This window comes from Peribacillus simplex, assembly GCF_001578185.1.
In the GTDB taxonomy this organism is placed as follows: Bacteria; Bacillota; Bacilli; order Bacillales; family DSM-1321; genus Peribacillus; species Peribacillus simplex_A.
In genome coordinates this window covers 3,311,695-3,330,752 of sequence record NZ_CP011008.1, presented here as the reverse complement: position 1 = coordinate 3,330,752, position 19,058 = coordinate 3,311,695, and the positions used below count along the sequence as shown (strand labels likewise).

At 41.0% G+C, this 19,058-nt stretch carries 20 protein-coding genes and 1 pseudogene; 19 read left to right on the top strand and 2 right to left on the bottom strand.

Going from position 1 to position 19,058, the window contains the following annotated elements; genetic code table 11:
- The first annotated feature begins 25 nt into the window (after window positions 1-25).
- The 15 genes from aroC (at window position 26) to UP17_RS15330 (ending at window position 13,798) form a co-directional block, all read left to right on the top strand.
- Window positions 26-1,198, top strand: coding sequence for a chorismate synthase (gene aroC, locus UP17_RS15400; RefSeq protein ID WP_061463874.1), 1,173 nt, complete (start codon window positions 26-28; stop codon window positions 1,196-1,198).
- 3 nt (window positions 1,199-1,201) lie between these two features.
- Window positions 1,202-2,281: a 3-dehydroquinate synthase gene (aroB, locus tag UP17_RS15395; RefSeq protein WP_061463873.1), complete on the top strand. Its 1,080-nt coding sequence runs from the start codon at window positions 1,202-1,204 to the stop codon at window positions 2,279-2,281.
- Between the two features lie 25 nt (window positions 2,282-2,306).
- Window positions 2,307-2,675 (top strand): chorismate mutase, encoded by a 369-nt coding sequence (aroH, locus tag UP17_RS15390; protein WP_061463872.1) that lies wholly within the window; start codon window positions 2,307-2,309, stop codon window positions 2,673-2,675.
- 83 nt (window positions 2,676-2,758) lie between these two features.
- Window positions 2,759-3,871 (top strand): histidinol-phosphate transaminase, encoded by a 1,113-nt coding sequence (hisC, locus tag UP17_RS15385; RefSeq protein ID WP_061463871.1) that lies wholly within the window; start codon window positions 2,759-2,761, stop codon window positions 3,869-3,871.
- A gap of 48 nt (window positions 3,872-3,919) precedes the next feature.
- Complete coding sequence (locus UP17_RS15380) at window positions 3,920-5,023, top strand: prephenate dehydrogenase (RefSeq protein ID WP_061463870.1); 1,104 nt, start codon at window positions 3,920-3,922, stop codon at window positions 5,021-5,023.
- A 22-nt stretch (window positions 5,024-5,045) separates the two neighbouring features.
- Entirely contained in the window at window positions 5,046-6,332 is a 1,287-nt protein-coding gene (gene aroA / locus UP17_RS15375) for a 3-phosphoshikimate 1-carboxyvinyltransferase (RefSeq protein ID WP_061463869.1), read from the top strand.
- Between the two features lie 368 nt (window positions 6,333-6,700).
- Window positions 6,701-7,972 carry a tetratricopeptide repeat protein gene (locus UP17_RS15370; protein ID WP_061463868.1) on the top strand — a complete coding sequence of 424 codons (1,272 nt, stop codon included), beginning with the start codon at window positions 6,701-6,703 and terminating at the stop codon, window positions 7,970-7,972.
- A gap of 41 nt (window positions 7,973-8,013) precedes the next feature.
- Window positions 8,014-8,565: a ReoY family proteolytic degradation factor gene (locus UP17_RS15365; RefSeq protein ID WP_061463867.1), complete on the top strand. Its 552-nt coding sequence runs from the start codon at window positions 8,014-8,016 to the stop codon at window positions 8,563-8,565.
- A 162-nt stretch (window positions 8,566-8,727) separates the two neighbouring features.
- Window positions 8,728-9,189, top strand: coding sequence for a YpiF family protein (locus tag UP17_RS15360; protein ID WP_061463866.1), 462 nt, complete (start codon window positions 8,728-8,730; stop codon window positions 9,187-9,189).
- Window positions 9,190-9,349: 160 nt separating this feature from the next.
- Complete coding sequence (locus tag UP17_RS15355; RefSeq protein WP_061463865.1) at window positions 9,350-9,856, top strand: QcrA and Rieske domain-containing protein; 507 nt, start codon at window positions 9,350-9,352, stop codon at window positions 9,854-9,856.
- A gap of 3 nt (window positions 9,857-9,859) precedes the next feature.
- Entirely contained in the window at window positions 9,860-10,534 is a 675-nt protein-coding gene (gene qcrB, locus UP17_RS15350) for a menaquinol-cytochrome c reductase cytochrome b subunit (protein ID WP_034307974.1), read from the top strand.
- Between the two features lie 56 nt (window positions 10,535-10,590).
- Window positions 10,591-11,358 carry a menaquinol-cytochrome c reductase cytochrome b/c subunit gene (locus tag UP17_RS15345; RefSeq protein WP_061463864.1) on the top strand — a complete coding sequence of 256 codons (768 nt, stop codon included), beginning with the start codon at window positions 10,591-10,593 and terminating at the stop codon, window positions 11,356-11,358.
- A gap of 178 nt (window positions 11,359-11,536) precedes the next feature.
- Window positions 11,537-12,133, top strand: a complete 597-nt coding sequence (locus tag UP17_RS15340) for a lipoprotein heptaprenylglyceryl N-acetyltransferase LhaT (protein ID WP_061463863.1) — start codon at window positions 11,537-11,539, stop codon at window positions 12,131-12,133.
- Between the two features lie 119 nt (window positions 12,134-12,252).
- Window positions 12,253-13,038, top strand: a complete 786-nt coding sequence (gene ypjB, locus UP17_RS15335) for a sporulation protein YpjB (protein ID WP_061463862.1) — start codon at window positions 12,253-12,255, stop codon at window positions 13,036-13,038.
- 85 nt (window positions 13,039-13,123) lie between these two features.
- Window positions 13,124-13,798: a zinc metallopeptidase gene (locus tag UP17_RS15330; RefSeq protein WP_061463861.1), complete on the top strand. Its 675-nt coding sequence runs from the start codon at window positions 13,124-13,126 to the stop codon at window positions 13,796-13,798.
- 144 nt (window positions 13,799-13,942) lie between these two features.
- Here UP17_RS15330 and UP17_RS27710 read toward each other — a convergent pair.
- Window positions 13,943-15,301, bottom strand: a pseudogene (locus UP17_RS27710) (IS1182 family transposase).
- Between the two features lie 423 nt (window positions 15,302-15,724).
- Window positions 15,725-16,597: a YitT family protein gene (locus tag UP17_RS15320; protein ID WP_061463860.1), complete on the bottom strand. Its 873-nt coding sequence runs from the start codon at window positions 16,595-16,597 to the stop codon at window positions 15,725-15,727.
- Between the two features lie 166 nt (window positions 16,598-16,763).
- Between UP17_RS15320 and UP17_RS15315 the strand changes: the two genes are divergently transcribed.
- The 4 genes from UP17_RS15315 to bshB1 are packed head-to-tail and all read left to right on the top strand — an operon-like array spanning window position 16,764 to window position 19,055.
- Window positions 16,764-17,123, top strand: a complete 360-nt coding sequence (locus tag UP17_RS15315; protein WP_061466131.1) for a nucleotide pyrophosphohydrolase — start codon at window positions 16,764-16,766, stop codon at window positions 17,121-17,123.
- Window positions 17,116-17,916, top strand: a complete 801-nt coding sequence (gene dapB, locus UP17_RS15310; RefSeq protein WP_061463859.1) for a 4-hydroxy-tetrahydrodipicolinate reductase — start codon at window positions 17,116-17,118, stop codon at window positions 17,914-17,916. Before UP17_RS15315 ends, dapB begins: the two co-directional genes overlap by 8 nt.
- Window positions 17,917-17,932: 16 nt before the next feature.
- On the top strand, window positions 17,933-18,358 hold the full coding sequence (locus tag UP17_RS15305) for a methylglyoxal synthase (RefSeq protein WP_061463858.1): 426 nt from the start codon (window positions 17,933-17,935) through the stop codon (window positions 18,356-18,358).
- Window positions 18,342-19,055 carry a bacillithiol biosynthesis deacetylase BshB1 gene (gene bshB1 / locus UP17_RS15300; protein ID WP_061463857.1) on the top strand — a complete coding sequence of 238 codons (714 nt, stop codon included), beginning with the start codon at window positions 18,342-18,344 and terminating at the stop codon, window positions 19,053-19,055. Before UP17_RS15305 ends, bshB1 begins: the two co-directional genes overlap by 17 nt.
- Window positions 19,056-19,058: the final 3 nt, after the last annotated feature.

The window sequence follows — 19,058 nt, the reverse complement described above, 5'->3', positions numbered from 1 at the left end:
TAAAGTGCTAAAAGGGGGCTGGAAGATGAGATATTTAACAGCGGGAGAATCGCATGGTCCGCAACTTACTACTATTATTGAGGGATTACCGGCAGGAATGCCGATTACGACTGAGGATATAAATCAAGAATTAGGACGCCGGCAAAAAGGGCATGGGCGTGGACGAAGGATGCAGATAGAGAAAGATCAAGCTTTTATATCTTCGGGAATCAGACACGGCTACACACTAGGATCACCGGTGGCTTTAGTGGTTGAGAACGACGACTGGAAGCATTGGACGAAGATCATGGGAAGTGAAGGGCTCTCAGAGGAAGAAGCTGAAGAAATCAAACGTAAAATCACCCGGCCTCGCCCTGGTCATGCTGATTTGAACGGTGGGATTAAGTACGGGCACCGCGATTTAAGAAATGTTTTGGAACGGTCTTCAGCCCGTGAAACGACCGTAAGGGTAGCAGCAGGGGCTGTCGCTAAAAAGCTTTTGTCTTTATTGGGGATAGAAGTGGCATCACATGTTTTGGAAATTGGTGGAGTGAAGGCAGAACCGCTAAAGTACGAAACGATTCAGCAATTGCAGCAGGTGACAGAAGAATCATCTGTTAGATGTTTTGATAAAAACGTAGAGCAGCAGATGAAGGACGCAATTGATGAAGCGAAACAAAAAGGGGATTCCATCGGCGGCATCGTTGAAGTCATTGTAGAAGGAATGCCGGTGGGTGTAGGAAGTTATGTGCATTATGACCGTAAGCTTGATGCAAAACTTGCCGCTGCGATAATGAGCATCAATGCATTTAAAGGGGTAGAAATTGGTCTTGGGTTTGAAGCGGCCCATCGATTCGGCAGTGATGTCCATGATGAGATCGCATGGGATGAAGAACAGGGGTATTACCGGAAAACCAATCGCCTTGGCGGTTTTGAAGGCGGTATGACTACTGGAATGCCGATAGTTGTGCGCGGTGTAATGAAGCCGATCCCTACTTTATATAAACCTTTGAAAAGTGTTGATATTGATACGAAGGAAGTGTTCGAAGCAAGTGTCGAACGTTCTGATAGTTGTGCAGTTCCTGCCGCAGCAGTGGTTGCTGAGGCAGTAGTGGCATGGGAACTGGCGGCTGCGATCGTTGAGCAATTCCCTTCAGATCGTTTTGAGCAATTAGCGGAATACATTAGATCATATCGGAAAGAAGTAAAGGGGTTTTAAATCATGGAATCCATCCAAATAAAAACGGCTTCCAAGCAATATCCGGTTTTAATTGGCAAGAAGGCGATAAATGAATTACCCGAATTAATAACACAGGAATTAAATCATTTAAACAAGATTCTGATCATAACTGATGAGAAAGTGGCGGAATTACATTTGCAAACCGTGAAAAACACCCTGATCAAGACGGGGAAACCGGTCCTGCATCATGTTGTGCCAGAGGGGGAGCATGCTAAAACATTCGATGTGTTTTATGAATGCCAAAGTTACTGCTTATCACAACAGATTAATCGAAAGTCGCTGATTATCGCCCTTGGTGGTGGTGCAGTCGGCGACTTGGCTGGATTTGTTGCGGCTACTTTTATGAGAGGGATTCCATTTATACAGGTTCCGACGACTTTGCTCGCTCACGATAGTGCGGTGGGCGGCAAGGTTGCCATCAATCACCCACTAGGAAAAAATATGATTGGTGCCTTTCATCAACCTGAAGCGGTCATATATGATCTTGAATTTTTAAAAACCCTGCCTCTTAAAGAATTAAGGTCAGGTTTTGCTGAAGTCATTAAACATTCCTTGATAGCCGATAATGAGTTTTATCTATGGTTAAAGTCGAATATTATGGATTTGAATGATATAACGGATGAGCAATTCCTAACAATGATTACAAAAGGGATTGGCATTAAAGCTAAAATTGTCGAAGAGGATGAGAAGGAAAACGGCATTCGTGCCTTTTTGAATTTTGGTCATACGCTTGGACATGCAGTGGAAGGTTCAATGGGATATGGAAACTTTACGCATGGGGAATCCATTTTAATCGGGATGGTATATGCTCTTAAATTAAGCAAAAAGAAAGAGGATCTCGATTTTAAACTAGAGGAGTTTATTAATTGGGTATCTTCTTTAGGTTATCAAGTTACCATTCCAACCCGACTGGAAAGTGCAATTTTACTTAATTTAATGAAAACAGACAAAAAGTCAGTCAATGATGCAGCTACCTTTGTCTTGCTAAAGCAAGTGGGTTCACCACTATTAATGGATATAGCCGACTCTGAGCTGATAGAGGAAATGGTTGATATGATATAGGGTTCAGGATAAGGGGGAACTATGTGTGATAAGAGGAATAAGGGGTGCCACAACAGTAGAAAAAGACTCAGAAATGGAAGTGATTGCCGCTGTCGAAAAGTTGATGGCAGAAATCATTCAGGTCAACGAGATTGACCCCGATATGGTGGCTTCTGTATTTTTTTCTGCTACGGATGAGATTCGTTCTGTCTTCCCTGCCAAAGCCTTGAGGAAATTCGAAGGCTGGACCTATGTACCGGTCACATGCATGAAAGAAATACCGGTGAGCAATTCCTTGCCGTTTTGCATCCGGGTTATGATCCATGTAAATACGGCGAAATCTCAAAAAGAAATACAGCATGTATACCAGGCAGGGGCTACCGTATTACGACCAGATTTAAAACAAAAAAGATAGATATAAGATGATTTTAATATATGAATATGAATACGATTCTAACACTTTTTTACTTTAAGTGAAAAAATATAGGGGTGATTGACATGAAATGGAATGAAGCGGTCCTATCCTTGAAGTCTTATCAGCCGGGAAAATCCACTGATGAAGTGAAAAAATTATACGGGCTGGAAAAAATAACGAAATTGGCTTCAAATGAAAATCCTTTTGGCTGTTCTGAAAAGGTCAAGGAATCCGTTAGGAATTCAACCCATTCTTTTGCCATCTATCCGGATGGATATGCAACGATGCTTAGGGAAGCTGTTGCAAAACATACAGGTGTGAAAGAAACTCAGCTTATTTTTGGGAATGGATCAGATGAGAACATTCAAATCATTTCCAGAAGCCTATTGGGAGCTGGAAAGAATACGGTCATGGCAACAGGCACATTTTCGCAGTATCGCCATAATGCTACGCTAGAAGGTGCGGAAATAAGGGAAGTTCCACATATAGACGGAGCTCATGATCTAGAAGGAATGCTAAAAGTTATAGATGAAAAAACGGCTGTTGTCTGGCTTTGTACACCCAATAATCCTACTGGTAAATACATTTCGGAACAGGACTTATTATCGTTCATCGAAAAAGTGCCGGAGGATGTTCTTATCGTTCTGGATGAAGCTTATTGTGAATATGCAACGGCTGAGGATTACCCGAGAACGAATCAATGGATTAATAAATTTAAAAACTTGATCATACTTCGTACATTTTCAAAAATTTATGGGCTTGCAAGTTTTAGGGTAGGGTATGGTTTGGCAGATGAGGATATTATTCAGAAACTAGATCCATCCCGGGAACCATTCAATGTCAACACATTCGCACAGAATATTGCTATCGTCGCTTTGGAAGATCAAGCTTTCATTGAAAAATGCAAGGAAGAAAATCAAAAAGGGCTCAAGCGGTACTATGAATTTTGCAATATGGAAAATTTAGCTTATTACCCGTCACAAGGTAATTTTATCTTTATCCATTTTAAACAGGATGCCGATGTGGTGTTTCAATATTTGCTTGAGCGCGGATACATTGCAAGATCGGGGAAATCCTTCGGCTTTCCTAACAGCCTAAGGGTAACGATTGGATCTACTGAAGAAAATGAAGGAATGATTAACGCTATTAAAACTTTCTTGAATGAAGTTGAGGCACCTTCTGATTCGCTGCTTTAACGTTTTTATCAAACCTAGAGGAGCATAAAAGATGCGGGGGAGAGAAGAGTGAAGGGAAAGGTTTTTGTAATAGGTCTAGGTTTAATTGGCGGATCATTGGCCATGGCCATACGCCATGCACATCCTGAAGCCGTGATTGTTGGTACGGACCTAAGTGAAAAGAATATTCAACTATCGATGCTATTGGGGATCATTGATGATTCTGTATCATCTCTGGAAGCGGGAGCATGTGAAGCTGATTTGATTCTACTTGCTGTGCCTGTCAATGAAACCGTCAAGATATTAGCTCAATTAGCTAATATGGATTTAAAAAGCAATGTCATCATATCGGATGCAGGAAGTACGAAGGATACAGTGGTTAAGGCAGCAAAACCATTGATAGATAAAGGGGTGGCCTTCATTGGGGGGCACCCTATGGCTGGTTCACATAAAAGCGGCGCCGGGGCAGCCAAACTGCATTTATTTGAACATGCATTTTATTTGCTAACGCCTGGAGATTCAATTGACGAAGAAAAAGTTGAGCAATTGAAAGAGTGGTTACAAGGGACAAGAGCGAACTTTTTGGTTGTCACCCCTGCTACACATGATAAGCTGACTGGAGTCATCAGTCATTTTCCGCATATTGTCGCATCAGGGCTGGTCAAGCAGGCAGAAAATTATAGTAAGGAAAATAAGTTAATTTCAAGGCTTGCAGCTGGTGGCTTTCGGGATATTACAAGAATTGCTTCAAGCAGTCCGGAAATGTGGCGTGACATTTTGTTACATAACCGCGATGTGTTACTTGAATTAATGAATGATTGGCAGAATGAAATGGAGCATATAAAAGGGTTGGTAGCAAATGAAGATAGTGAAGAAATCCTTCGATTCTTTACTGATGCCAAGATTTTCAGGGATGATTTACCAACCGATGCGAAAGGCGCCATACCAGCGTTTTATGATTTATATATCGATATACCGGATTATGCCGGAATAATTTCTGAGATTACCGGATATTTGGCACAAGAAGGTATCAGCATTACAAACATAAGGATCATAGAAACAAGGGAAGAGATATATGGTGTGCTGGTCATCAGCTTCCAAACGGATGTAGATCGCATAAAAGCCGCAGATTGTATCTCAAGACATACAGATTATGAAACGATCCTGGCATAATATAATAAGGAAGGATGGTTGTATGAATACAAAAAAATTACAAACGAACATCCAATCATTACGTGGTTCGATTGCCATACCGGGAGACAAGTCCATCTCCCATCGTTCGGTAATGTTCGGAGCCCTTGCCGAGGGGGAAACGACAGTCACTAATTTTCTTCCAGGAGCCGATTGTTTAAGTACGATTTCCTGTTTTAAGCAGCTTGGTGTCCATATTGAACAAGAAGGCCAGCACGTCAGAATTGAAGGCAAAGGTTTTAATGGATTAAAGGAACCGGAAGAAGTGCTGGATGTCGGAAATTCTGGTACCACAATAAGGTTAATGATGGGGATTTTGGCAGGGCAGGATTTTTCGGCTGTGCTGGCAGGGGACGAATCGATAGCCAAACGTCCTATGACACGGGTAGTAAACCCTCTTCGTCAGATGGGAGCGGTCATTGATGGCCGTAAAGGAGCCGAATATACCCCGCTCTTCATAAGAGGAGGCAAGTTACGAGGGTTTCGCTATGAATTGCCTGTGGCAAGTGCGCAGGTCAAATCAGCAATAATCTTGGCAGGCTTACAGGCTGAAGGGGAAACGGTCATTATCGAACCAGAAGAGACCCGTGACCATACTGAACGAATGATCCAAGAGTTTGGCGGGAAAATCGAAAAGGACGGTCAAACGATCAAAGTAAGCGGAAATCAAGTCTTCAAAGGAACCACCATCCATGTGCCGGGTGATATTTCTTCAGCGGCTTTCTTCATGGTGGCTGCAGCGATTACGGAAAATAGTGAAGTAGTGTTAAAGAATGTGGGCCTTAATTCGACAAGGACTGGAATCATCGAAGTCATGAAATCGATGGGGGCAGATATTACGATAGAGAAGAAGACGAGTGAAGGTGAACCTGCAGGAGATATCACTGTCAGAAGCTCCCGCTTACAAGGAACCACCATCAGCGGTGAACTAATTCCCCGTCTCATCGATGAAATACCGGTAATTGCACTTCTGGCAACACAGGCTGAAGGGATAACGACAATCAAGGATGCAGCAGAACTTAAAGTGAAAGAGACAAATAGAATTGATACGGTCGCAAATGAGCTTTCCATCCTGGGGGCAGATATAACTCCGACAGCAGACGGATTGATTATCAATGGACGTAAAGCCCTCAATGGGGGCAAGGTTACAAGTCATGGAGATCATCGTATCGGGATGATGCTCGCTGTCGCGGCTTTAATAACGGATGGGGAAGTGGAACTTGCTGACCCTGATGCCATAGATGTATCATACCCACAATTTTTTGGGCATTTGACACAATTGATAAAGTAAATATATAAAAAGTTTACAAACCTTATTTGGTTTGTAAACTTTTTTTTACTTGCTTGAAAGTGTTGAAAGCGCTAACATACAGGCTTTTATGCCTCTATTATTCAAGAAAATTATGAAAAAGGGATCCCTGATCAAAAAGGAGATTGACCGTAGAATGGAGAATTAACTAGTAACCTTTTTTTAATGAGAATGGAGGGGACTTCATCAATGGAATACAGGGCTACAGTATGGTAAACTAATGAATACTGTTTACTATGCATCTCACGATTACAAGGGTATTTGGTTCTTTATGGCAGAGAAGATGACATTATGGCGTGAGTGTGTATGACTAGAAACCAAGTCTATCATGCAAAAGGAAGGAATCAACAATGAACACAGTGGAACAAGTTGTACAGCATTTAAAAAAAGGGGAATTAACTGAAGCTCTTAAACATATAAATCGAATTAAATCATCAGAGTCAGCAGAGGACATATTGATGCTGGCCGAGGAAATGCTCCAGCTTGGTTTTGTGGAGGAGGCAAAGGATCTATTTGAACATCTATTGGAACTTTATCCTGATGAAGGAGAATTGATTGTTTCGTTGGCGGAAATCCTGATTGACATGGACCAGGAAGATGAAGCGATGCTAATGCTTGAAAAAGTGAGTGTAGATGATGAAGTATATCCAAGTGCTTTACTTTTAGAAGCGGACCTTTATCAATTACAGGGGATGGATGAGGTCAGTGAACGAAAATTGCTTCAGGCCAAGGAAATACTTCCAGATGAAGTCATCATTGATTTTGCGTTAGGTGAACTGTACTTTCATCAAGGAAGGGATCAGGAAGCCATTGCAAATTACATAAGGGTTTTGGAACAGGAACAAGAAATCGCAGGAGTCAATGTCAATCAGAGACTTGCTGAAGCATTAAGCAGCTCCGGAAAGTTCGAGGAGGCCCTTCCGCACTTTGAAAAGGCCTTAAATGAGGGACTTGAAATCAATACCCTATTTGAATATGCATTTACAGCATTTCAGGCAGGCCTTTACGAGACAGCCGTTCGTAAGTTTACAGAACTGAAAGAAATGGATCATGAATACCATTCCCTATATTTATATCTGGCAAAGAGTTATGAACATCTTGAAGATTTGGAAAATGCCTTGAAAGTGGTCAAAGAAGGAATCAAGGCTGATGAATTCAATAAGGAACTTTACTTCTTCGGCGGAAAGATAGCCTTGAAAAGCGGACTTGAAGAAGAGGCGGAAAATCTATTTAAAGAAGCTCTTGCCATAGATCCAGGTTATTTGGAAGCTGCACTCACCCTCTTGAAATTGTATATGCATCACGAAAGGTATGAAGATGTATTGGAGTGTATTGGTGAAGTTAGGAGATATGGAGAGGATGATCCGCAGTTTGAATGGATCGCTGCTGTATCTTATCAACACACCGAACAATTTAAAGAGTCATTAACCAGCTATCATAAAGCATATAATTCATTCAAGGACAATCAAGATTTCCTGGAAGACTATGGTTTCTTTTTAATTGAAGAAGGAGACAGAGCCACATCTAGAGAAATATTTAATAAGCTGCTTGAGATAAACCCAGCGAATGATGAGTATGTGATGATTTTGGAGCGGCTAGGTGAAAGTACAGATGGAATGTAGATAAGGGAAATAAAACTAAATCTAGACAGAGGAGGGAATTCATGGTGGCTGCCCCTGTTTCTGTGAATGAGAAGAAGGATTTTATTCGGTGGTTTTTAAATCATTATCAACTGAAACGAAGAGAATGCGTGTGGATATTGAATTACTTAATGAGTCATGATCAACTAATGAAAAAGGTTCATTTTGTAGAAAATGCCCAATATTGCCCACGTGGACTAATAATGTCGACACATTGTGTGGATGAGGTCCCTTTCAGGTTCTATAAGTCTAATATCATGACGACCGATGCAGAGAAATCCTTTCACGATATCCGCTTAAATCGGGATGAAGATATTTATATTCAGCTTAACTTTAAATCATCTTACTCTTCCTATCAATATGCAGCGGTACTGGAAAGCAATCCCTTCATGCCGAAATCTACGGCAGCGAACGAAAAGGATCAGCTGCTAGCTGAACAATTTTTAGAAAGAAGCATGTTGTATTTTCAGAGGGACCGCCTGCTTAAGGAAATCGATGAAGCACTTGATAAGCATGATGAACAAGCATTTAAAAACTTAACAGAGCAATTGAATCAATTAAAAGTACTTGGATGAAATAAAATCACCTTTCCGTAATCAGGAAAGGTTTTTATTTTTTATAAAAGATAGATAAAATCAACATTTTTGTAAAGACTATGGGTATATGGTAAAGATGTTATAAAAATAATGGTAAAATGATAAGGAGTTGATTTGAAAAATCGGGAGTGAAGAAAAAACATGAAATGGACAGCAAAAGATCTTGACATGTATATACAGTCAAAAGAGTATGTGGATACTGTTTTAATTCCTTTGGTTCCCTTATCTTTTGGGGGGCAAATGAAGCAAACGGGCTCTATGAATGAATTTCTTACCATTTTAAGCTTGGAAATTGAAAAGCAGATGAAAGGGAGAATTCTTTTATTGCCAACATTCCATTATTTAAGTGATGAAATGGATAAGGTAGAGCGGTTAAATCGTTGGGCCAAGGAAGTGAAAGAAAAAGATTTCAAGCATATTTTTTTCCTAACTTCAGATTTTGAGTGGAAAAAGGAAGAGAGGGAATTGGAAAATAATTTAGTATGGATTCCTGCCATCCCCCTGGAGAGTCTTGAAACTGAACAAGCAAGGGAAATGATTAACCAGCAGGTTCTCCAAATCCTTGATGTTTTCACTTATAATTGGAAAAATGAAAAAAAGTAGGATTTTTCGCATTATTTGACACATAGTTGCCACCTTTTGGGTTTTACAAATATTGACCTTGGTAAATTATTGAGATATCATGGAAATGTCCTAGTTTTATAGTGTTGCTATTTATTGGTCCTTTGGGCTCTCAGTATAGTAATAGAGGGGGGGAAAACGCATGAGCAAGCATAATGTTTCACGACGTCAATTCCTTAATTACACACTTACTGGCGTTGGTGGATTTATGGCGGCCGGTATGTTGATGCCTATGGTTAGGTTTGCAATTGATCCTGTATTATCAGCAGATAAAGGCGGGGATTATATTGCAACTAAACAGAAGGTTAGTGAACTGACTACCGAACCGACCCGTGTCGACTTTACTTTTAAGCAGGTCGATGGGTGGTATGAGTCTGAAGAAACAAATACAGCTTGGGTTTACAAAATGGATGATGGTACTATCGTTGCTTTATCTCCAATCTGTAAGCATTTAGGCTGTACGGTAGCGTGGAATACGGATAAGTCTAATCCGAATCAATTTTTCTGTCCTTGCCATTATGGCAGGTATACGAAAGATGGAGTGAACGTGAAAGGGACACCGCCGGTTAAACCATTGGATGTCTATGCCACGAAAGAAAAAGATGGAATTCTTTATTTGGGTCAACTAAAACCGCATGGGGAGGCGTAAACATTGCTAACAAAGTTATATGACTGGGTGGACGAGCGTTTAGATATTACGCCATTATGGCGGGATATTGCTGACCATGAGGTTCCTGAACATGTTAACCCCGCACATCATTTTTCTGCATTCGTATATTGTTTTGGTGGGTTAACTTTCTTTATTACGGTCATCCAAATCTTGTCAGGCATGTTCTTGACGATGTACTATGTCCCGGACATTAAAAACGCTTGGGAATCTGTTTATTATTTACAAAATGAAGTTGCCTTCGGTCAAATTGTCCGTGGTATGCATCACTGGGGAGCAAGTCTAGTTATTGTTATGATGTTTTTACATACTCTTCGTGTCTTCTTCCAGGGAGCATACAAAAAACCGCGCGAATTGAACTGGATGGTCGGCGTATTGATTTTCTTCATCATGCTGGCATTAGGATTGACCGGTTATTTATTGCCATGGGATATGAAAGCGCTATTCGCAACGAAAGTTACTTTGACAATCGTCGAATCGGTACCGTTAATGGGACCGGCACTAAAGACATTGATAGCAGGAGATCCAACCATCGTTGGAGCACAGACATTGACACGATTCTTTGCAATTCATGTATTCTTCCTGCCTGCAGCATTATTTGCTTTACTAGCGGCTCATTTCCTAATGATCCGAAAACAAGGTATTTCAGGTCCACTATAAAAGAATTATGAACCAAGATCCAAAAAAACCTTTTCATAAAGGAGGGGAATTGTTCAATGCATCGTGGGAAAGGTATGAAATTCGTAGGTGACTCGCGTATCTCCGCGGACCGTAAACCGAATATTCCGAAAGATTATTCAGAGTATCCTGGGAAAACTGAAGCATTTTGGCCTAATTTCCTTTTAAAAGAATGGATGGTCGGAGCTGTATTTCTTGTAGGTTATCTATGCCTGACAATCGCACATCCGTCACCATTGGAAAGGATAGCAGACCCTACGGATACAGCTTATGTTCCGCTGCCGGACTGGTATTTCCTTTTCCTTTACCAATTACTTAAGTATACTTATGCTTCAGGACCTTATAATGCAATAGGGTCCATGGTAATACCTGGTTTGGCTTTCGGGGCATTGCTCTTGGCACCTTTTTTAGACCGTGGCCCAGACCGGAGCCCCGCGAAACGTCCTTTTGCTGTAGGCTTCATGCTATTGGCAATGGCAGGGGTATTCTATTTAACATGGGAGTCCGCAGCCCATCACGATTGGGAAGCTTCTAAGAAGCAAGGGGCAATCGTGGAAGGTGCAGACATTGATAAAGAGAGCGATGGGTATAAATTAATGGATTCCAATGGCTGCATTAGTTGTCACGGAGCAGAATTAACTGGTGGAGCTGGAGCGCCAAGCTTAATTGACACTGGATTAAAGCCAGAAGAAATCTCTAAAATCGCTGTCAAAGGACAGGGTGCCATGCCAGCTGGCATGTTCAAAGGTACAGATGAGGAATTGGCAACATTAGCTGAATTTGTATCTGGATTATCAGCAAAATAATATAACCATCAACAGCATTTTCTTTCATATGCTGCAAATGAAAAGCTGACGACTACGGTTGTCGGCTTTTTTATTGGTAAATTAAAGCGTAAAAGAAAATAATTTGAAATGAAGCTTGGTTTTCAAGTTGATGACCTGTAAAATGAGTGTACATAAGAATGTAAGAGAGGGTTAAAGAATGAATGTTATCTACAGCTGGCTTGCGAATCGGCAAATGCTCGTTTTGTTATTAGTAATAAATATATTTGGAACCGCTTTTGGATATTATTGGTACGGCAGTCAATTGGAAAATACTCCGGCCATTTTTTTGGCATTTGTACCGGACAGCCCGACAGCTAGCCTATTTTTTGTATTTGTATTATTGGCGTTCCTATTAAAAAGAAATTTTGGACTTATGGAAGCGTTGGCGATAATAACACTTTTCAAATATGGTATATGGGCAGTCGTTATGAATTTACTGACCTTGGTGACAACAGGATCATTGCCATGGGAAGGCTATATGCTAATGGCTTCTCATTTGGGGATGGCGATTCAAGGGATATTATATGCACCATTTTATCGAATAAAACCATGGCATTTGATAGTGGCAGGGATTTGGACCATACATAATGACATAATCGATTATGTTTTTGAAATGATGCCTATATACCGTGATCTATTGGTATATATGAATTCGATTGGTTATTTTACATTCTGGCTCAGCATACTTTCCATTTTTGTCGGCTGGTACTTTGGGTATAGAAAAAAGCGGATCACCCTATCCTTCATCCATTAAAAAGTTAACCCCGCGTATAGCTTTGTAAAAGCGGGGTTAACTTTTTTATGTTGAACGAGGTCTACTCATGTTTTTTCTTTCATATCGTTTTAGTAGAGATATGAGGAGGGACGAGTAGCATGTTGAAAAAATTCATATTAACCATTGCTGTTTTATTTGTCGTCTTACATTTCCCTGTCTATGCAGAATCCTCTTCAAGTTTGGAGCAATTAGATAACATTTCCGATAGAGCCTTGGAAATGACCAAGTTGAAGCGATATGGAGATTCGGAAAAGATGCTGACGTTTTTTTCTGATCGATTTTTAAAAGAGACAGCGAAAGAGCAGATACTTGACATGGACGAACTTCGAATTATCACTGTAGCTCATAACGAGGCGTTGATGACAATAAAGGATATGAATAAGGGAGACTCCGAAAAGATTAATTCTGTCACAAAGTTCCGGCTTGTTGTCGATGCGGTAAAGTCTACCCATCAGCCCCTTTGGACAGAGATGGAGGATCAAATGATGAATTCTTTCCAGCAGACAAAGAATGCCGCAATCAATCAAGACACAATTACATTCAATAGCCAATTGAACTTATTCCTTTCACAATATGAAATGATATATCCAAGCTTGAAAGTCGACCTTTCTAAAGAAACGATGCAGCAACTGGACACGAGAATTCAATACATCAACCAATACCGCCCGGAAGTGATCAGAGATGAAGCAAGTCAAAAGGAACTTGATGCGTTACAAAACGAACTAACCTCCATTTTTGATGATATGGGAGAAGATGATGCCGACCCTTCCCTTTGGTGGGTCATCATATCAACAGGCAGCATCATTATCATGACGCTTTCTTATGTAGGCTGGAGAAAATATAAAGGTGATAGGGAAAAGCCAAGGAAAGGACATAATGATTAAAAAGACATGGGAAGAGAACACTATATTTGACAGGGGTGCCTTCATTCCATAGAATTAAGAGTAATAATAGTTATAGGAGGATACCATGTATTTCATTTATTTGGCGATTATCATTTTAATCCCGATTTATGCACAAATGAAAGTGAAAAGCACGTATAAAAAATATTCAAAAGTACAGGCTTCTTCTGGTATGAATGGTGCTGAGACGGCACGGGCCATTTTGGATCAAAATGGACTGTTCAATGTCAGGGTCGAAGAGACACCTGGAATGCTATCGGACCATTATGATCCAAGGGATAAAACGGTGCGTTTATCAACGGATAACTATCACGGCCATTCAGTTGCAGGCGTAGCTGTTGCAGCCCATGAAGTGGGACATGCGATTCAAGATAAAGAAGCATATGCATTCTTACGTTTCCGTCATGCTTTAGTGCCTGTCGCTAACTTCGGTTCAAATATATCTTGGATCTTAATTTTAATCGGGGTGTTAGCCAGAATTCCAGGCTTACTAATAGCAGGTATCGTATTTATGGCAGCAGCAGTATTATTTCAAGTAATCACTCTGCCGGTGGAGTTCAATGCTTCCTCTAGGGCAATGGATCAACTCGTTTCTGTAGGAGTTATCCGTAATGACGAAGAACGGGAAACGAAAAAAGTATTAAGTGCAGCTGCGATGACTTATGTTGCTGCCGCTCTAGTTGCCGTACTGGAATTAGTTCGTCTTCTGCTTATGTATTCAGGAATGAGAGAAGAGGATTAATTTAGAAGGAGGACGCCATCATTCTGGCGTCCTCAGTTTGTAGACAAAAGGGGTTCGGAATTAAAAAATTCCGAACCCCTTTTTGAGATTCCCTTTGAATTTTTGCCTGAAGTTAGGAGATTGGGGCTCTACGAGCCCACTATGTTAGGCCATTTTTGGACCTCCCCATGTCCAATTGGCCATTTTCTTTAAATTAATGGCAGCGAAAGTAAGCATCGCCTGCATCGACAATTTTTTAAGTCCCCTTAAAGTTGTCCAACGCATACCATGCTTTTCTTTTGCATCTGCGAATACACGCTCAATCGTTTCTTTACGTTTCGCATATATAGTTTTTACATCTTGATGATGACGCAGATGATCTGCTTCTTCCACATGTGTTTGCCAAATATGCCGTGTCACCACTTTTTGATGGTCTTTGCTTTTCTGTACACTGAGATAAAAATGAGCATGTCGCACAAGTGTGTTTGGGTGATTTATACTCGCGATAGCCCTCTTTATTGGTTGTTGAGTACTTTAATAGCTCTCCCGAAGGACAAAGGTAACAATCAAAATGTTCATCGTATACATAGTCCTGTTTGCGGAAAAATCCTTCTTTGGTGCGAGGACGTGTATAAGGTAAAGCCGGTATGATTTCTTTGTTAAATAGGTAGCTTGTAATCGCTGGTGTTTTATAAGCTGCATCTGCGGCAACGGCTTCCGGTTTTCCAATTTTCTCAATCACTTGTTCAACTAGTGGCTCTAAGATCTGACTGTCATGTATATTTCCAGGTGTTACAATCGTTCCCAATACAAAACCGTTGCGGTCTGCGGCCGCGTGGAATGAATAGGCAAACTGTTTTGTTCGTTCATCTTTCACATAGTAGCCACTCTCAGAATCCGTTGTACTTTCTTTAATCTCTTTGGTCTCTTCTTTATCAAATTTATCTGATGGAAAAGGCTTCTTTCCATGGTTTTCACGATCTCGATTGATTTCTTCTTGAAGACGCCCTTGATACGCTCGTGTTTCTTTACGAACGATTTTCTTTTCAAATTTCCGTTTATTCGCACTGGCTTTCACATGTGTGGAATCCACGAAAACGTGTTCAGCACTTATTAACTTTTTATTAGCAGCTGTCATTAAAATGCGATAGAAAATCTGTTCAAACAGGTCTGTATCTTTAAAGCGTCGCTCATAATTTTTCCCAAACGTGGAGTAGGAGGTACTTTATCATGGAAACCATAGCCTAAGAACCAACGGTAAGCCATATTAGTTTCAACTTCTTCAATCGTTTTACGCATGGAACGAATACCGAAGGTATATTGAATGAATGTCAGTTTAACTAAAATAACTGGATCAATACTTGGGCGTCCTACCTCTGAATACATATCTTTCACCAAGTCATAAATGAAAGTGAAGTCAATGGCAGCCTCTAGTTTACGAACCAAATGGTTCGGTGGCACCAGTTGATCTAACGTAATCATTTCAAGTTGATCTCGCTGAATAGAGTCATGTTTCGAAAGCATCCTCATCACCTCAAGTTTTAATACTTCTATTTTAAAACAAAAGCGACTCAGGGCAAAAGTGTTTATCTAAAAGATAAGACAAAGTTGATTGGAACGGAAGGTACGAGACTCCTGCGGGAAAAGCGCGTCTAGGGGAGACCCCGCAGGCGAAAGCCGAGGAGGCTCCCCGACCGCCCGCGGAAAGCGAGTGCCTGGAGTGGAAATCAACGGCCAAATTGTACAACTCATAAAAAATAGACAAACTCGTTTTCCTCGAGTTTGTCTACAGTCTGAGGACGCCATCATTATGGCGTCCTTTTTTTAAATTAATATGCGTTTTTAAAAGCCTATAAAAATATTTGTTGTATACTGCTTATAAATTTCAGTATTCGGGGGAAAATTCAAAAGGATTACATTCAATTCGGTAATGCCTCTGCCAATCGATTATCTTTCAATCGGGTTCTTATTCTCATCAAGGGTAAAGCCCTCACCTAATACGTCATGCACTTCACTTACAGATACGAATGCATGGGGGTCCACCGATGTTATGGCATTTTTTAAGCGGACAAGCTCATTTTTCCCAACAACACAATAGAGCACTTCCCGGTCATTGCGTGTAAAGGACCCATATCCCCTTAATACTGTTACGCCCCGCTCCATATCATTCATGATTTTTTCTGCAATTTCCTTGTTTTTCTCACTAATGATCATGGCACCTCTAGCGGCATAAGCTCCTTCTTGCATAAAGTCGATTACTCTAGCACCTATAAATACGGCAACGAGGGTATACATCGCTTGCCGGTAATCCAGGTAGGTAAGGATGGACAGGCCGATAACTACGGCATCAAAGATGAACATGGTCCGTCCCATGCCAATTCCCAAGTACCGGTGGGCAAAACGGGCAATGATATCTACACCGCCTGTAGTCCCTCCGTAACGAAAGATGATGCCCAACCCGACACCAACAAATACCCCGGCAAACAATGCCACCAGCATCAAATCGTTTCCGAGATTGATTTCGATTTGATATTTCTCGAAAACCCATAACCAAACGGAGAGGCCAACCGTTCCGATAATCGTATAAAAGAAAGATGTTCGACCTAAATATTTCCAGCCTATTGCAAATAAGGGAATATTCAAAACCAAATTAGAATAAGAAGGATTTATCCCAATAAGTTGATATATAATCAAGGTGAGACCGGTGAATCCGCCTTCGGCCAAATGGTTCTGCATGTTAAAGTGCACAAGTCCAAAGGCGAAGATTCCAGCCCCAAAAAGGATGAATATAGTATTTTTCAATTTTAAGCCCAAAAGCATGTCCATACCTCCAAAGGTTCGCATATCATCAATTTACTAATTATAACTAATTAACCAACTATGAGCAATTTTGATTCTCGAACGTATCTGTTGTCATATGTTTCACTTTTAGCTAACATGGAGAAGGTATAATGTGTGAAAACGAAAATCAAGAATGGGTGACTATATGGAAAATCACAAGACGATCCAACAAATGCAAGCGGAAGTCGACCAATACATAGGACAGTTCAAAGAAGGATACTTCAGCCCGCTGGCCATGCTCGCACGGATGTCTGAAGAACTTGGGGAATTGGCCAGGGAAGTCAATCATTATCATGGCGAAAAACCAAAGAAAGCAACTGAGGAAGAGAATACCGTAGAAGCGGAATTGGGGGACATGCTTTTTGTTTTAATTTGTTTTGCCAATTCTTTAGGGATTGACCTTCAAAGCTCACATGATAAGGTCATGCATAAGTTTACAACCCGTGATAAAGATAGATGGACAAAAAAAGAAGAGAAAATGGAGGGTGAAGGTAAAGATGAGTAAAGTAAAAGTGATCGTGGCTGGTCCTCGTGGCAGAATGGGAAATGAAGCGGTGAAGCTTGTACATAGGACAGAAGGATTTGAATTGGCAGCTGTCATAGATCGTAAGCATAACGGGGTAAGCCTCTCCACAATAGAAGGTTTTCAAGGTATTGAAGCACCTGTTTATTCGGATATAAATGAATGTTTTTCTTCTGTAAAAGCTGACGTATTGATTGATTTAACCACACCTGAAGTGGGGATGTTTCATACCGAAATGGCACTTAACCATGGCATCCGGCCTGTAGTGGGAACGACAGGTTTTACAAAGGAAGATTTAGCGAAGCTGGATTCGTTAACAAAAGAAAAGGGCATCGGTTGCATCATCGCGCCAAACTTTGCAATTGGAGCCATTTTGATGATGAAGTTTTCACAAATGGCTGCAAAGTATTTCCCGGATGTGGAAATCATAGAAATGCATCATGATCAAAAACTGGATGCACCTTCGGGGACTGCTTCCAAAACGGCAGATATGATTGCTGCTGTACGTGAAATGAAACAACAGGGGCACCCTGATGAAAAAGAAACCATTCAGGGGGCAAGAGGGGCAAATGTAGATGGCATGCATATCCATAGTGTACGGCTTCCGGGACTGGTTGCTCATCAACAGGTGCTTTTCGGTAGTGATGGAGAGCTATTGACGGTTCGGCATGATTCCTTTAATCGGGCATCCTTCATGTCAGGGGTCAAACTCGCGGTCGATACCGTCATGAAATTGGATATTCTTGTATACGGCCTGGAAAATATTGTCGAATAGGGATGGGAGATATACGATGAGGATTGCCTTAATTGCCCATGATAAGAAAAAGGAAGATATCATTCAATTTGTAACAGCTTATAAAGCTGTATTCGAGCAGCATGAATTATTTGCTACAGGTACGACCGGAAAACGAATTATGGAAGAAGTATCACTGCCTGTCCATCGCTTTCATTCGGGACCTCTTGGTGGAGATCAAGAAATAGGTGCAATGATTGCACGCGGAGAAATGGATATGATCCTATTTTTCCGCGACCCTTTGACATCACAGCCACATGAACCTGATGTATCAGCGCTTATACGCCTTTCCGATGTCTATGAAATTCCCTTAGCGACCAATATGGGCACGGCAGAAGTACTGATACAAGGTTTGAAACATGGGTATATGGATTGGCTTAAACTACGGAAAAAACAAGGTGAGATAAATGATAAACAAAAGTAATATAGATATCCTGGCTTTCGGCGCACATGCGGATGATGTTGAAATCGGTATGGGAGGCACGATTGCTAAATATGTGCAACAAGGCAGGGAAATTGTCATTTGTGATTTGACAAAAGCTGAAATGTCATCCAATGGAACCGTTCCATTACGGCAAGAGGAAGCACGAAATGCTGCAGAAATCCTTGGGGCGAAGAGGATTTCCCTTGATTTACCTGACCGGGGTTTATATATGAAAGCGGAGTACATAGATCAAATCATTAAGGTGATCCGTAAATATAAACCTGCACTTGTATTTGCACCTTTTTTGGAAGATCGCCATCCCGATCATGGAAACTGTGCCAAATTAGTGGAAGAAGCAGTTTTTTCGGCAGGAGTCAAAAAGTATATGGAAGAAAATGGACTTGGTTCTCATCGTGTCCAAAATATGTACTATTATATGATAAATGGTTTTCACAAACCGGACTTCGTAGTGGACATCACTTCTTCAATAACGAAAAAGCTGGATAGCCTTAGAGCATATGGCAGCCAATTCGAAAAAAGTGATGTAACTGTTGAAACCCCGCTAGTGAATGGCTATATCGAAACTGTGGAGGCACGGGAGCGGATGTTCGGAAAAGAAGTGGGTGTCGCCTATGCGGAAGGATTCATGACAAAAAAACCGCTACTGATCGATGCCGACTTGTTAGGAGAAAAATAATCT

Coding starts and splice junctions, on each gene's coding strand:
- UP17_RS15365 (WP_061463867.1), top strand. CDS start 8,014: ATGGTGGCTGCCCCTGTTTCTGTGAATGAGAAGAAGGATTTTATTCGG.
- aroB (WP_061463873.1), top strand. CDS start 1,202: ATGGAATCCATCCAAATAAAAACGGCTTCCAAGCAATATCCGGTTTTA.
- bshB1 (WP_061463857.1), top strand. CDS start 18,342: ATGATAAACAAAAGTAATATAGATATCCTGGCTTTCGGCGCACATGCG.
- UP17_RS15370 (WP_061463868.1), top strand. CDS start 6,701: ATGAACACAGTGGAACAAGTTGTACAGCATTTAAAAAAAGGGGAATTA.
- UP17_RS15315 (WP_061466131.1), top strand. CDS start 16,764: ATGGAAAATCACAAGACGATCCAACAAATGCAAGCGGAAGTCGACCAA.
- UP17_RS15320 (WP_061463860.1), bottom strand. CDS start 16,597: ATGCTTTTGGGCTTAAAATTGAAAAATACTATATTCATCCTTTTTGGG.
- hisC (WP_061463871.1), top strand. CDS start 2,759: ATGAAATGGAATGAAGCGGTCCTATCCTTGAAGTCTTATCAGCCGGGA.
- UP17_RS15340 (WP_061463863.1), top strand. CDS start 11,537: ATGAATGTTATCTACAGCTGGCTTGCGAATCGGCAAATGCTCGTTTTG.
- aroC (WP_061463874.1), top strand. CDS start 26: ATGAGATATTTAACAGCGGGAGAATCGCATGGTCCGCAACTTACTACT.
- UP17_RS15330 (WP_061463861.1), top strand. CDS start 13,124: ATGTATTTCATTTATTTGGCGATTATCATTTTAATCCCGATTTATGCA.
- UP17_RS15360 (WP_061463866.1), top strand. CDS start 8,728: ATGAAATGGACAGCAAAAGATCTTGACATGTATATACAGTCAAAAGAG.
- aroA (WP_061463869.1), top strand. CDS start 5,046: ATGAATACAAAAAAATTACAAACGAACATCCAATCATTACGTGGTTCG.
- UP17_RS15355 (WP_061463865.1), top strand. CDS start 9,350: ATGAGCAAGCATAATGTTTCACGACGTCAATTCCTTAATTACACACTT.
- UP17_RS15305 (WP_061463858.1), top strand. CDS start 17,933: ATGAGGATTGCCTTAATTGCCCATGATAAGAAAAAGGAAGATATCATT.
- dapB (WP_061463859.1), top strand. CDS start 17,116: ATGAGTAAAGTAAAAGTGATCGTGGCTGGTCCTCGTGGCAGAATGGGA.
- UP17_RS15345 (WP_061463864.1), top strand. CDS start 10,591: ATGCATCGTGGGAAAGGTATGAAATTCGTAGGTGACTCGCGTATCTCC.
- ypjB (WP_061463862.1), top strand. CDS start 12,253: ATGTTGAAAAAATTCATATTAACCATTGCTGTTTTATTTGTCGTCTTA.